General features: G+C 68.2%; 14 protein-coding genes and 1 pseudogene. 7 read left to right on the forward strand and 8 right to left on the reverse strand.

The features are described 5' to 3' along the window. Positions 1-76 precede the first annotated feature (76 nt). On the forward strand, positions 77-1,582 hold the full coding sequence (locus A5767_RS16690) for a carboxyl transferase domain-containing protein (RefSeq protein ID WP_033096773.1): 1,506 nt from the start codon (positions 77-79) through the stop codon (positions 1,580-1,582). Between the two features lie 16 nt (positions 1,583-1,598). Here A5767_RS16690 and A5767_RS16695 read toward each other — a convergent pair whose 3' ends face one another. Next, positions 1,599-2,273: a GOLPH3/VPS74 family protein gene (locus tag A5767_RS16695; RefSeq protein ID WP_064852742.1), complete on the reverse strand. Its 675-nt coding sequence runs from the start codon at positions 2,271-2,273 to the stop codon at positions 1,599-1,601. 130 nt (positions 2,274-2,403) lie between these two features. Between A5767_RS16695 and A5767_RS16700 the strand changes: the two genes are divergently transcribed. Then, positions 2,404-4,296 (forward strand): propionyl-CoA synthetase, encoded by a 1,893-nt coding sequence (locus tag A5767_RS16700; protein WP_016694977.1) that lies wholly within the window; start codon positions 2,404-2,406, stop codon positions 4,294-4,296. An 85-nt stretch (positions 4,297-4,381) separates the two neighbouring features. Here the strand turns inward: A5767_RS16700 and A5767_RS16705 are convergent, their stop codons facing one another. From A5767_RS16705 to A5767_RS16715, 3 genes are read right to left on the reverse strand one after another with little or no spacing between them, the layout of a single operon-like run. Next, positions 4,382-4,624 (reverse strand): DUF3618 domain-containing protein, encoded by a 243-nt coding sequence (locus A5767_RS16705; RefSeq protein WP_064256960.1) that lies wholly within the window; start codon positions 4,622-4,624, stop codon positions 4,382-4,384. Further along, on the reverse strand, positions 4,621-5,043 hold the full coding sequence (locus A5767_RS16710) for a phage holin family protein (protein ID WP_006551639.1): 423 nt from the start codon (positions 5,041-5,043) through the stop codon (positions 4,621-4,623). Before A5767_RS16710 ends, A5767_RS16705 begins: the two co-directional genes overlap by 4 nt. Beyond that, entirely contained in the window at positions 5,040-6,161 is a 1,122-nt protein-coding gene (locus tag A5767_RS16715; protein ID WP_006551640.1) for a YihY/virulence factor BrkB family protein, read from the reverse strand. Before A5767_RS16715 ends, A5767_RS16710 begins: the two co-directional genes overlap by 4 nt. A gap of 98 nt (positions 6,162-6,259) precedes the next feature. Between A5767_RS16715 and A5767_RS16720 the strand changes: the two genes are divergently transcribed. Genes A5767_RS16720 through A5767_RS16735 form a run of 4 tightly spaced genes read left to right on the forward strand, consistent with a single transcriptional unit; the run spans position 6,260 to position 8,621 of the window. Beyond that, positions 6,260-6,769 (forward strand): flavin reductase family protein, encoded by a 510-nt coding sequence (locus A5767_RS16720; protein WP_006551641.1) that lies wholly within the window; start codon positions 6,260-6,262, stop codon positions 6,767-6,769. Positions 6,770-6,806: 37 nt separating this feature from the next. After that, positions 6,807-7,583 carry a pyrimidine reductase family protein gene (locus A5767_RS16725; protein WP_024103101.1) on the forward strand — a complete coding sequence of 259 codons (777 nt, stop codon included), beginning with the start codon at positions 6,807-6,809 and terminating at the stop codon, positions 7,581-7,583. Continuing rightward, positions 7,573-8,064 carry a CinA family protein gene (locus A5767_RS16730; protein ID WP_006551643.1) on the forward strand — a complete coding sequence of 164 codons (492 nt, stop codon included), beginning with the start codon at positions 7,573-7,575 and terminating at the stop codon, positions 8,062-8,064. Before A5767_RS16725 ends, A5767_RS16730 begins: the two co-directional genes overlap by 11 nt. Before the next feature lie 44 nt (positions 8,065-8,108). Then, the gene (locus A5767_RS16735) at positions 8,109-8,621 is read left to right on the forward strand and encodes a hypothetical protein (RefSeq protein ID WP_064852823.1); all 513 of its coding nucleotides are present in this window, start codon (positions 8,109-8,111) and stop codon (positions 8,619-8,621) included. On the opposite strand, the gene A5767_RS16740 is transcribed toward A5767_RS16735, so the two are convergent. Continuing rightward, on the reverse strand, positions 8,604-10,403 hold the full coding sequence (locus tag A5767_RS16740) for an acyl-CoA dehydrogenase (protein WP_064852743.1): 1,800 nt from the start codon (positions 10,401-10,403) through the stop codon (positions 8,604-8,606). The genes A5767_RS16735 and A5767_RS16740 overlap by 18 nt on opposite strands. A gap of 104 nt (positions 10,404-10,507) precedes the next feature. Between A5767_RS16740 and A5767_RS16745 the strand changes: the two genes are divergently transcribed. After that, on the forward strand, positions 10,508-11,188 hold the full coding sequence (locus A5767_RS16745; protein WP_052039992.1) for a TetR/AcrR family transcriptional regulator: 681 nt from the start codon (positions 10,508-10,510) through the stop codon (positions 11,186-11,188). Between the two features lie 70 nt (positions 11,189-11,258). Here A5767_RS16745 and A5767_RS23805 read toward each other — a convergent pair whose 3' ends face one another. From A5767_RS23805 to A5767_RS16755, 3 genes and pseudogenes are all read right to left on the reverse strand, one after another. Further along, a complete protein-coding gene (locus A5767_RS23805) occupies positions 11,259-11,624 on the reverse strand; it encodes an FKBP-type peptidyl-prolyl cis-trans isomerase (protein ID WP_039958015.1) in 366 nt (121 codons plus the stop codon). 6 nt (positions 11,625-11,630) lie between these two features. Beyond that, positions 11,631-11,981: pseudogene (locus A5767_RS23810) on the reverse strand (FKBP-type peptidyl-prolyl cis-trans isomerase); the annotation flags it as partial. A gap of 50 nt (positions 11,982-12,031) precedes the next feature. After that, positions 12,032-13,330 (reverse strand): citrate synthase, encoded by a 1,299-nt coding sequence (locus A5767_RS16755; protein ID WP_006551650.1) that lies wholly within the window; start codon positions 13,328-13,330, stop codon positions 12,032-12,034. Positions 13,331-13,557 lie beyond the last annotated feature (227 nt).

Raw genomic sequence — 13,557 nt, forward strand, 5'->3', positions numbered from 1 at the left:
AGAACACGCACATGTCCTCCCCCTCGTTCGCGCCGGTATAGGTTGACCGCGACGGACGAGGACAGGTGGAGGCGACGTGGCCGGTAGCAGGATCTCGGCGCAGGAGTTCATCGACAAGGTGCTCGACCCGGGAAGCTTCGTCTCCTGGGACGTTCCGCCGATCGATGTCGGGGCCGGCGAGAAGTACCTCGCCGATCTGGACAGGGCCGCCGAGAAGTCCGGGGTCGACGAATCCGTGCTCACCGGTTCGGGCACCGTCCACGGCCGCCGGGTCGCTCTGATCGTGTGCGAATTCTCCTTCCTCGCAGGCTCGATCGGTGTCGCCGCCGCCGAACGCATCGTCACCGCCGTCGAACGCGCGACCGCCGAGGGACTGCCCCTGCTCGCGTCGCCCACCTCGGGTGGCACCCGCATGCAGGAGGGCACCCTCGCCTTCGTGCAGATGGTGAAGATCGCCGCCGCCGTCGCTGCGCACAAGGCCGCACATCTCGGTTATCTCGTGTACCTGCGCAATCCGACGACGGGCGGGGTGTTCGCGTCGTGGGGGTCGCTCGGGCACGTCACTGCCGCCGAACCGGGCGCGCTCGTCGGGTTCCTCGGTCCGCGCGTCTACAAGGCGCTCTACCAGGAGAACTTCCCCGAGGACGTCCAGACCGCGGAGAACCTGTACCGCAAGGGCGTGATCGACGGGGTCGTGCCCCTCGGCGGTGTGCGTCAGGTCGTGCACCGGCTGCTGCGCGTACTCGTCGAGGGCAACCGGCCCGAGGTGACGTCGAGTCCGGCGATCACCACCGTCGACGACGTGCCCGACATCCCGGCCTGGCATTCGGTAATGCTCAGCCGACGGCCCGAACGGCCCGGTATCCGGCAGTTGCTGCGTCACGCCGCCTCCGCGCAGGTCCCCCTGTCCGGGACCGGTGAGGGCGAATCCGATCGCACCGTCCTGCTCTCCCTCGCCCGGTTCCGCGGCGTGTCGTGTGTGATGTTCGGCCAGGACCGTGCGGGACAGTCACCCGAACGCACGATGGGGCCGGGAGCACTGCGCGAGGCCCGCCGCGCGATGCGTCTCGCCGACGAACTGCGCCTGCCGCTCGTGCTCGTCATCGACACCCTCGGCGCGTCGCTGTCGAAGGAGGCAGAGGAACGCGGGCTCGCACCCGAGATCGCCCGCTGCCTCGCCGATCTCGTCACTCTGCCCACCCCGACGGTGTCGGTGCTGCTCGGTCAGGGAACCGGAGGCGGCGCGCTCGCCCTGCTGCCCGCCGACCGCGTGTTGTGCGCGCAGCACGGCTGGCTCGCCCCGCTCCCGCCCGAAGGCGCGAGTGCGATCGTGCACCGCGACACCACCCACGCACCGGCCATGGCGCAGGATCAGGGGATCCGCTCCCGCGACCTGCTGCGCAACGGTGTCGTCGACGCGATCGTCCCCGAGCACCCCGATGCCACCGAGGAACCCGTCTCGTTCGTCAAGCGGGTCGGTGCTGCGGTCGCCCGCGAACTCGCGATCCTCACCGACGAGCCCGCGGAGGACCGCTACCGGCGACGGATCGAGCGGTACCGCAAGCTCGGCGTGCACTCCTGACCCGGCGCGATCCGGATCAGCTCGAACCCGCCACAGCCCCGCCGGCCGCGACGGCGGCCATCATGGCCGCGTTGACGGATGTGACGGCGTCGCGCACCGCCTCGGCCGCCCACTCGCCCTGCGCGATCTCCTTCGCTCGTTTCTTCACTGCCCGCTTGTCGGCGTCCGGGAACACCTTCGGCGCCGCATCCGCCGCCGACAGCAGCGCGATCAGCGCCGCGGTGCGCGGCTCCGGGGTCAGGCCGTCGATCAACGCCGCGCGGATCAGGTCGCGGACGCGCTGCTCGTGGGTGGAATCGATCGCGGGCCACTTCTTCGTCGGGAACACGCCGAGGATCCTCCCGCGCTCCTCCGAGACCCAGCCCTGCTCGACGACCCGCGCGAGAAGCTTCTCCTGCAGGTCCTTCTGCAGTTTCTCGATGGCCGACGTCGGCTTCAGCGGCCTGCCCGAGCCGAGACGCTCGACTGCCTCGGCAAGGATCGGATCGGCGGGTCGTGCCTCGGTGCGTATCGCGATCCGCCCCTTCTTCACCTGCTCCCCCTCGGTGTCGACCGCCACCACGTCGTCGAGGGCGAGTTCGAGGAGCACCGCACCCGCGAGAACGCGGGGCAGTTTCACTCCGTCGACGAGAGGCTTTCCCGATTCGTCGTCCAGAAGCAGGAGCAGCAGGTCTTCCGCGATCGAGGTCATGCGGCTCAGGGTAGGCACTTCGTCCGTTCGTCGCCTGGTCGTGTCCGTCCGACGCAGACCTGCAGCCACCCCCTTGCAGGTCACATAGAGTGGTTCGGGCCACAACCGCCGTCGAGGAAGGACACGAACGATGGGCTCGTACGAGGAGGCGTTCCGTCGGAGCACCGAGGATCCGGAGGGATTCTGGCTCGAGGCCGCCCGCGCGGTCGAGTGGGAGAGCGCGCCGACGCGAGCTCTCGACGACTCGGCGGCACCGTCGTACAAGTGGTTCCCGGACGGCACCCTGAACACCAGCGTCAACGCACTCGACCGGCACGTGGACGCCGGCAACGGCGACCGCCCGGCCCTGATCTGGGATTCGGCGATGGTTCCGGCCAAGCGCACCTACACCTACGCCGAACTGCTCGACGAGGTCGCGAAGTTCGCCGGTGTGCTGCGCGACCAGGGTGTCGCCGCCGGCGACCGCGTCATCGTCTACATGCCGATGATCCCCGAGGCCGCCATCGCGATGCTCGCCTGCGCCCGCATCGGGGCGGTGCACTCGGTGGTGTTCGGCGGGTTCGCCGCGAAGGAACTCGCGACCCGCATCGACGATGCCACGCCGGTCGTGCTCGTCACCGCCTCCGGTGGTCTCGAACCCGGCCGCACCGTCGAGTACCTGCCGATCGTCGAGCAGGCGATCGGCCTGTCGCCGACCCCGCCGCATACCGTGATCGTGAAGAACCGCGAGCAGATCCCCGGATCGGCGGCCGACTACCAGACGTCCTCGGCGGCGTGGTTCGACTGGGACGAACTGTGCGCCGACGCGTCCCCTGCGGAGCCCGTGACGGTCGCGGCGACCGACCCGCTCTACATCCTCTACACCTCCGGCACCACCGGGAAGCCCAAGGGCGTGGTCCGCGACAACGGTGGGCACGCCGTGGCCCTGACGTGGTCGATGCGCAACATCTACGACATCGATCCGGGCGACGTGTGGTGGACCGCGTCCGATGTGGGCTGGGTGGTCGGCCACTCCTACATCGTCTACGGCCCGCTGCTGGTCGGAGCAACGACGGTGATGTACGAGGGCAAGCCCGTCGGCACCCCCGATGCGGGTGCGTTCTGGCGGATCATCGCCGAGAACGGCGTCAAGGCGCTGTTCACCGCTCCCACGGCGATTCGCGCTGTGCGCAAGGCGGATCCGAACGCCGAGGAACTGAAGAAGTACCCCATCGACTCGCTGCAGACGCTCTTCGCCGCCGGTGAGCGCCTCGACCCCGACACCTACCACTGGGCGACGAAGGTGCTCGACCGCCCGGTGGTCGACCACTGGTGGCAGACCGAGACGGGCTGGGCGATCGCGGCGAATCTGCGCGGGCTCGAGGCGATGCCGCTCAAGGCCGGCTCCCCCACCGTCCCCGTGCCGGGCTACCGGGTCGAGATCGTCGACGGAGAGGGCAAGCCCGTCGATCCGAACACCGAGGGCAACATCGTCATCCGCCTGCCGTTGCCGCCGGGCACACTGGCCGGCCTGTGGCAGGACGACGACCGGTACCGCCGGTCGTACCTCGACACCTTCCCCGGTTACTACCTCACCGGCGACTCGGGCTATGTCGACGAGGACGGCTACGTCTTCGTCCTCGGCCGGTCCGACGACGTGATCAACGTTGCCGGGCACCGGCTCTCGACCGGCAGCATGGAGGCCGTGGTGGCCTCGCATCCCGCTGTCGCCGAATGCGCCGTGGTGGGCATCCGCGACGAATTGAAGGGCCAGCGCCCCTCGGGTTACGTGGTGCTCAAGGCCGGTGTGGAGATCGAGCCCGAGACCCTGCGTCAGGAACTCGTCACGATGGTCCGCGACCAGATCGGTGCGGTCGCGACCTTCCGCGACGTGACCGTGGTCCAGGCCCTGCCGAAGACGCGCTCCGGCAAGATCCTCCGCAAGACCATGCGGCAGATTGCCGACCACGAGGAGTACACCGTGCCGTCGACGATCGAGGACCCGGCCGTGCTCGACGCGCTGAAGGAACAGCTCGGCGGCTGACGGCACGCCCTGCTGAGCCTGCACACAGCAGCGGACGGATACTCGGTGCAGAACACGAGTATCCGTCCGCTGGAGTACGCCTACGTCACTTCCGTCGTCGGCGCCTCACGACCATCAGCACGAGCACGGCCGCGATGACCCCGCCGGCCACCGCGATCAGATCGGGCCGGTTGCGGACTTCCTGGGCCCGTTCGGCCGCGGACTGCTTGACCCGGGTGGGCACGTCGAGTCTGTCGGTGAGTTCGCCGACGGTCGCGGCGAGTTCGGCCCGTTGACGTTCGATGTCGGCCACCTCGTCCGGACGACCACCGTTGTCGGATGCGGTCACTTCGTTGCTCCCTTCGCGGCGTCGATGTCGGCGCGGACACTGGCGACCGTGCGTTCCGGCACGGGCGGTGCGGCGTTCTTCGCCTTCGAGGCACCGACCGCGGCGAGGATGCCACCGACCGCGAGCACCACGAGCGCGACGATGAGGGCCGCGAGCCACGGTTCGACGGCGGTGGCGAGGCCGAGCACGGCCGTCGCGATCAGGGTCGCCAGACCGAGGAACAACAGGATCGCTCCCGCACCCGAGATCCCCACGCCCACACCGATGCGGGTGCCTTTGGACTTGACTTCCTCGAGCGCGTGCGAGACCTCGGTCCGCACCAGGGTCGAGACCTGTTCGGTGAGCCGCTCGGTGAGTTCGACAGTGGACAGGTTCTTCGGTTGTTCGGCTACGGGGCGCGCATTGCCGGGTGTCGTCATCGCGGATTCCTTTCCGTCGTGGGCCCGGTAGGGCCCACGGGGTCGGCCGCCTCTCCGGAGGAGCCGTCGGCGTTGTGGGCTTCGCGCAGCTTCCGCCCGTGCTCGACGAGTTCCTCCAGCTTGGCGGCGTTCTTCTCGCTCGCGCGCGAATCACGTTCGGGCAGTTGCAATGTCTTCTCGGCAGGCATACCGGCCTGCAGCTGGCGGCCACGTTCCATCTCGGCGTCGAACTCGGCACCGAACAACAAGGCCAGATTGGTGATCCACAACCACAACAGGAAGATCACCGCACCGGCGAGTGAGCCGTAGGTCTTGTTGTAGCTGCCGAAATTCGAGACGTAGAAGGCGAATGCCACCGAAGCCACGATCCACACGACGATCGCGATGAGCGATCCGAGGCTGACCCAGCGGAACTTCGGCTGGGACACGTTGGGCGTCGCGTAGTACAGCACCGCGACGATCATGACCACCAGCGCAAGCATCACGGGCCACTTGACGATGTTCCACACCGTCACGGCGGTGTCGCCGAGGCCGATGACGTCGCCGATCGTGCGTGCGACCGGGCCGCTGATCACGAGCATCAGGGCGGTCGTCCCGGCGGCCACCAGGGCCACAGCGGTGATCAGCAGCATCAGCGGACGCAGCTTCCAGACGGGCCGGCCCTCTTCGATCTCGTAGATCCGGTTCATGGCGCGGCCGAAGGCGCCGACATATCCCGAGGCCGACCACAGCGCGCCGAGAATACCGACGATCAGGGCGAATCCGGCTGTCGGTGCGGACACGAGCTGTTCGATCGGTCCTCGCAGGGTGTCGACGGCGGAGGACGGGCCGAGGTCCTCGACCATGCCGAGCACGGTGTCGACCGTCGTCTGTCCCTGGCCGAACACGCCGAGCAACGAGACCACGACGAGCAGCGCAGGGAACAGCGACAGGACGGCGTAGTACGTCAGTGCGGCTGCGAGATCGGTGCACTGGTCCCGACTGAACTCCCGAATCGTCCTGCGCAGCACATATTTCCACGACGGCGTGGACAGATCGGTCGGTGAGTCGGGTTTGCGCGGGTCATCGGGGGCGAGGGTGGCACCCGACGATCCATCACCTCTGTGCTCGGCGTCCATACTGCGGCGGGTACCCCACCTCGCACACCGACCAAACTCACAGCCGCACCGCGGCCGAACCACCGCCGCATCGGTGTGACGGCCGTACGATTCCGCTCATGGCCGGCACCCCACTCGAAGGATCCGCCGACGGTTTCGCGGGCATCGCCTCGCAGCTCGACTACCCGATGTTCATCGTCACCGCATTCGACGGCGAGGAACGCAGCGGTTGCCTGATCGGTTTCGCGACCCAGTCCGCGATCGATCCGGCCCGCTTCCTGGTGGCGCTGTCGAACAAGAACCGGACCTACCGGGTGGCGTCGAAGGCGAAGCACCTCGCCGTGCACGTCCTGACCCCGGCAGACCGCGAACTGGCAGCGCTGTTCGGCGAGCACACCGGCGACGACATCGACAAGTTCGACCGCTGCTCGTGGCACGAGGGACCCCACGCATTACCCGTGCTGGACGGCCCGCGCGCGTGGTTCGTCGGCCGGATCCTCGAGACCTTCACGACCGGCGACCACGGCGGTTTCCTCCTCGAACCCGAACGCGGTGAGCTCCGTGGCGACCTGGACCGCCTCATGACCTTCAAGTCCGTGGGTGATCTCGACGCCGGGCACGGCGCGTGACGTGCATCCGGCGGGCGGGAGTGGTCTGATCGGCGTCATGCGACGACTCGACGGCACCGATGCGACGCAGCACGTGGACGACACGGCGCTGCGCGCTCTCTACGCCTATCCCGACGACCTGTCCCGGCCGTGGATGCGGATCAATTTCGTGTCCTCCCTCGACGGAGCCGTGGCGGTCGAGGGACGATCGGGCGCCCTCGGCTCGCCCGCCGACAAGAAGGTCTTCGGGCTGCTGCGCGAACTCGCCGATGTGATCCTCGTGGGCGCAGGCACCGTGCGGGCCGAGAACTACGGCGGCGCGAGGACCAGCGAGGCCCTGCGCGTGCGCCGCGAGGAGGCCGGACTCGCTCCGATACCGCCGGTCGCGGTGGTGACCGCCTCGTGCGACCTGCCGCCCGACCTGCGTCTGTTCACCGACACGACGATCCCGCCCGTGGTCTTCACGACCGCACGGGCCCCCGAGACCGCCCGGCGCGCGGTGGAGGCCGCCGGAGGCGACGTCCGCGTCATCGCCGACGCAGTGATCGACGGCCCCTCCCTGCTCGCGGCGATCGGCGAGGCGGGATGGCTCCGGGTGCTGTGCGAGGGCGGACCGAATCTGTTCGGCCGCATGATCGAGGACGGCGTCGTCGACGAGCTGTGCCTGACCTGGGCTCCGGTCCTGGCCGCCGGCAGCGCCGCGCGTATCGCGCATTCGCCGACGGCCGCTCTGACACCCCTGCAACGTGCGCACCTGGTGTGCGACGACGACGGCACCCTGCTCACCCGCTGGGTGCGACCCGATGCTCTGGAAGGAGATACGCATGGCCGATGACGACGTGGTGGAGGGGACGGACACCTCCGACGAGTTGATCGAGCAGCTGGCACAGCTCGCCTCCGACAAGGAGCTGACGCTCGGCTGCGCGGAGTCGCTCACCGCGGGCACGCTCGCAGCCCGCCTGGGTGCCGCGAAGGGCAGCTCCGACTGGTTCCGCGGCGGCATCGTCGCGTACTCGCGCGAGGTCAAGTACGGCCTGCTCGAGGTTCCGGAGGGCCCCGTCGTGTCCGAGAGCGCGGCCCGCACGATGGCGGAGAGCACCTCCCGCCTCCTGGGCGCGGACATCGTCGTCGCCGTGAGCGGAGCCGGTGGGCCCGACCCGCAGGACGGCCGCCCGCCGGGCACGGTGTGCTTCGCGACGACCGGTCCGGACGGCACCCGCAGCGAGGAGCAGCGCTTCGACGGTGATCCCCAGGACGTGCTCGCGAGGACGGTGCGTCACGCCCTGTCGTTGCTCGTCGAGCGCGCATCCGCCTGAAAATCGGATGCGATCTTCCACCCGCGGGGCCTAACGTGACGAACATGCGCGTCGTCTTCACGAAGGGTCCCGGGATCGGGTACGAGATCGCGGTGCACCGCGACATCGGTCCGGAGCTCGCTCCGCGCAACGGCCCGGGCGGTCACCCCTATCTCCCCCACGACCTCGTGCACCTGCTGGTCGAGAACGAGGCGGGTATCGAACTCGGTGTCTTCGGGCAGTTGGCCGCGGGCGACAACGGCATGTTCTGGCCCGTCGACAATGCGGAGCGGACCAGAGCGGGTCGGCGTCGGCGCTCGAAGAAGCATGCGATGCCGCCGCGCGCGGAGGCCGACATGATCAGGTCGGAGACACTGGCGCGCATCGCCGTTCCCGTCTGGGAGGCGCGACGCGGCCTGGCGTCGGGCCTTCCGGCATATGTGTCCGCGCACGATGTCACCCCGGTGGTCGACCGGATCGTCGACACCTTCGACGACTACGCCGACCGGTGGCATGCGCTACCGGTCGGCGGGTCGGTGACGGTCATCTGGAAGGTGTCGTTACAGAACCGACGGTGACACGTCGAGGGTCGTGCGGTCGAGGCTTGCGAGCAGATCGAACTGCGGACCGGTCCTGGGCAGTTCGAAACGGAAGAAATACCGTGCGGCGGCGCGCTTCCCGTCGAAGAAGTCGCCCTCGCGGTCGCCCACCGCGAGAAGCTGCTCGAGCCACATCCACGCCACCACCACGTGCCCGACGGCTTCGAGGTAGACCGACGAGTTGGCCAGGGCCACAGCGGGATCGCCGGTGGACCACAGCGTCGCGGTCGTCTCCGCGACGCGCGCCACGGCCGCGCCCAACTGCTGGGCGTAGGCGGCGGCGTCGCCCCCGGCCTGCGTCGCCCGCGCGATCGTCTCGCCCACCGCTTCGCCGAGCAGCGCGAGAGCGGCACCGCCCTGCATGATCACCTTGCGGCCGAGTAGGTCGAGGCCCTGGATGCCGTGCGTGCCTTCGTGAATGGGGTTGAGTCGGTTGTCGCGGTAGAACTGCTCGACGTCGAACTCGCGAGTGTAGCCGTAGCCGCCGAGCACCTGGATCGCGAGGCTGTTGGCTTCGAGGCACCACTGCGACGGCCAGGACTTCGCGATGGGCGTGAGCAGGTCCAGCAGCAGACCGGCGCGGGTGCGCTCGTCGTCGCTCTCGGCGGTGCGCTGCACGTCGACGAGCTTCGAGCAGTACAACCCCAGCGCGAGAGCGCCTTCGACATAGGACTTCTGCGCCAACAACATTCGTCGCACATCGGCGTGTTCGACGAGCGGCACCTGCGGCGAGGCCGGATCCTTGGCGCCGAGCGGCCGGCCCTGCGTGCGGGTACGGGCGTAGTCGAGCGACTGCAGGTACCCGGCGTAGCCGAGGGAGGTGGCGAGGAAGCCGACGCCGATCCGGGCCTCGTTCATCATGTGGAACATGTACGACAGGCCCTCGTGCGGCTCACCGAGCAGGTAGCCGACCGCACCGGCCTCGCCGCCGGGGGTGTGGACGCCCTCGCCGAAGTTGAGCAGGGTGTTGGTGGTGCCGCGGTTGCCCATCTTGTGGTTGAGGCCGACGAGCGCGACGTCGTTGCGTTCGCCGAGCGTGCCGTCGGCCTCGACGAGGAATTTCGGGACGATGAACAGCGAGATGCCCTTCACCCCGTCCGGCCCGCCGGGGATCTTGGCGAGGACGAGGTGGACGATGTTCTCGGTGAGTTCGTGGTCGCCGCCGGAGATCCACATCTTGGTGCCGGTCAGCCGGTAGGTGCCGTCGGCGGCGGGCACGGCCCTGGTGGTGATGTCGGCGAGCGACGAACCGGCCTGCGGTTCGGACAGGCACATGGTGCCGAAGAAGCGGCCCTCGAGCATCGGCGGCACGAACATCTCGATCTGCTCGTCGCTGCCGTGGGTGACCAGCAGGTTCGCGTTGGCTGCGGTGAGGAAGGGATACGCCGAGGTGCCGGCGTTCGCGGCCTGGAACCACGCCATCGAGGCACGTTGCACGGCGACCGGCAGTTGCATGCCGCCGTGCTCCTCGTCGAACCCGCCGGCGAGTAGTCCCGCCTTGCAGAACAGGTCGAGCGCGTCCTTGACCTCGGGGATGATCTCGACGCGACCGTCCTCGCCGATGCGAGGCTCCTGAGCGTCGCCCTTCTTGTTGTGGGTAGCGAAGTGCTTGGTGGCGATGTCGGCGCTCAGGTCGAGTACGGCGTCGAAGGTCTCCCGTGAATGCTCGGCGAAGCGGTCGCGAGCGGTGAGGGACTCGATGTCGAGCCAGTCGTACAGGAGGAAGTCCAGGTCGCGGCGGGACAGGACTGGAGAAGGCATCGAGGATCCTTTCGGGCGACTCGGATATCGGCCGTAGCAGGAGCGAACTCAGCAGAACGAACTCAGCAGAACGAACTAAGCGCTCACTCAGTAGACCAACGACGGTGCATGATGTCAACGACGCCTTCTCCGCGACCCGCAGGACGGACCCCGTGACCGACACACCCGAGCAGACCCCCGAGGCCTCTCTTGTCGCAGCGCTCCCGAGCGGTGGATCCGAGGTCGCGCGCCGGCTGGTCGCCTCCGCGGTGGAGTCCTTCGCACGCCGCGGCTACCACGCGACCACCACCCGAGACATCTCCGTCGGCGCAGGATTGAGCCCCGCAGCGCTCTATGTGCACTTCCCGTCCAAGGAGGCCGTGCTCTTCGAGGCCGGCCGCAACGGGCACCTCCACGTCCTCGAGGAGGTCGAGAGCGCCGCCACGAGTTCCACCGACCCGATCGAGCGGATCCGCGCCATCGTCGACCGTTTCGTGCGGATCCACGCCGTGCACCACACCACCTGCCGGGTCGCGCAGTACGAACTGCATGCGCTCTCGGAGGAGCACTACCGCGAGATCGCGGAGATCCGCAGGCGCACCGACGCGGTGGTCCGTGAGGTCATCTCCTCGGGGGTCGACATCGGCGCGTTCCGGGTCGGCGACGTGCCCACCGCAGCACTGGCGATCCTGTCGCTGGGGATCGACGTCGCCCGCTGGTACCGGCCCGGCCGCGTGGACGTCGACGATCTGGCCCGCAACTACGTCGGCCTCGCATTGTCGATGCTCGGGGCGCCCCGTAACTGAACGAAGACGAGGCCCGCAACCCCGGTGGTCTCACCGGTGTTGCGGGCCTCGGATGTCGTTGCGGGTCCGGCTATCCGACGCCGAGCAGATCGATTACGAAGACCAGCGTCTTGCCTCCGAGCGGATGCCCGGAACCGGCCGGTCCGTACGCGAGCTGCGGGGGCACCGTGAGCTTGCGGCGTCCACCGACGCGCATGCCCGGAATGCCTTCCTGCCAGCCCGGGATCAGTCGTCCGAGCGGGAAGCGGACGGAGTCGCCGCGAGCGAACGACGAGTCGAACACATCGTTGGTGTCGTACTCCACGCCGTGGTAGTGCACGTCGACCACGCCGCCGGGCTGCGCTTCGTCGCCGTCACCGATGGTGATGTCCTCGATGACGAGATCGGCGGGCGCCGGGCCGGTCGCCGGCTCGACCGTCGGAACCTCCGGCGGCACCTGCACGGCGAGCAGGTCGATGATGAACACGAGCGTCTTGCCCGACAGGCGGTGGCCCGACCCGGCGGGACCGTAGGCGAGCTCCGGCGGGATGGTCAGCTGGCGACGGCCGCCGACCTTCATACCCGGGATGCCCTCCTGCCAGCCGGCGATCAGACCGGACAGCGGGAAGGTGATGGACTCACCACGGCTCCACGACGAGTCGAACTCTTCACCGGTATCGAACTCGACCCCGACGTAGTGGACTTCGACCTTCGATCCGGGCTCCGCTTCGGCACCTTCGCCGACCACCAGGTCCTTGATGACCAACTGGGTGGGGGCGGGACCCTCCTGGAACTCGATTTCAGGCTTTGTCATGCGTGTCTCCTCGTCGGGATTCGGTCGATCTTTCCGGTCGCTCCGAGGGTTCAGCGCTCCTCGAGGGACGTGTACGGGCGCTCGGTGTAACCGGTGTAGATCTGACGCGGACGGCCGATCTTCAGGGTCGGGTCCGAGTGCATCTCACGCCAGTGCGCGATCCAGCCGGGCAGGCGACCCAGGGCGAACAGCACGGTGAACATGCGGTCCGGGAAGCCCATCGCACGGTAGATCAGGCCCGTGTAGAAGTCGACGTTCGGGTACAGCTTGCGCTCGATGAAGTAGTCGTCCGTGAGGGCGGCCTCTTCGAGCTTCATGGCGATCTCGAGCAGTTCGTCGCCCGCACCGAGCTTCTTGAGGATGCGGTCGGCGGTCTTCTTGACGATCGCGGCCCGCGGGTCGTAGTTGCGGTAGACGCGGTGCCCGAAGCCCATGAGCTTCACGCCGTCTTCCTTGTTCTTGACCTTGCGGACGAAGTCCTTGACGTCGCCGTCGGACTTGTGGATGCCGTCGAGCATCTCGAGCACGGCCTGGTTGGCGCCGCCGTGCAGCGGGCCCCACAGTGCGTTGATGCCGCCCGAGATGGACGTGAAGAGATTGGCGTCCGAGGAACCGACGAGGCGCACCGTCGACGTCGAGCAGTTCTGCTCGTGATCGGCGTGCAGGATGAGCAGCATGTCGAGCGCCTGAGCGATCTCGGGATCGATCTCGTAGGGCTCGGCCGGGAAGCCGAAGGTCATGCGCAGGAAGTTCTCGACCAGCGACAGCGAGTTGTCGGGGTAGAGGAAGGGCTGACCGACCGACTTCTTGTAGGCGTAGGCCGCGATGGTCGGCAGCTTGGCGAGCAGACGGATCGTCGACAGCTCGACCTGCTCGGAGTCGTCCGGATCGAGGGAGTCGGGGTAGTACGCCGACAGGGCGTTGACCGCGCTCGACACGACGGGCATCGGGTGCGCGTTGCGCGGGAAGCCGTCGAAGAACCGCTTGAGATCCTCGTGCAGGAGGGTGTGGCGGCGGATCTTGTCGGTGAAGACCTCGAGCTGCTCCGCAGTCGGCAGCTCACCGTAGATCAGCAGGTAGCTGACCTCGATGAACGTCGACTTCTCGGCGAGCTGCTCGATCGGGTATCCGCGGTACCGCAGAATGCCCTTCTCGCCGTCGATGTACGTGATCGCCGACTTCGTGGAGGCGGTGTTGACGAAACCCGGGTCGAGGGTGGTGTACCCGGTCGCCGCGAGGAGCTTGCCCAGCTCGATACCGTCATTGCCTTCCGTCGCCTTGGCGATCGACATCGTGTGTTCGCCACCGGGGTAGCTGAGGGTGGGGTTGGTGTCATTCTCAGCGGGCACGAAGGATCCCTCTCAAGCTCAGACCTACGAGAAACTTCCGGACATTCACGTAGAACCTAGCCGTAGCGCGGGGTATGCGCTGCGGCAGGGTCCGCCGAAGGTCCCCGATCGGTATGTCGTCCATGTGGGTTCCGAACGCTCGCCCGCACCCTCCGCGACTGCGCCGCAAGGCCGGCACACGCCGATAACCTGCGGCAATACTACCCGGGTCTCACCAAGGTCGTTAC

Origin of the sequence: Rhodococcus sp. 852002-51564_SCH6189132-a (genome assembly GCF_001665495.1) — a bacterium.
GTDB classification, from domain to species: Bacteria; Actinomycetota; Actinomycetes; order Mycobacteriales; family Mycobacteriaceae; genus Rhodococcus; species Rhodococcus pyridinivorans.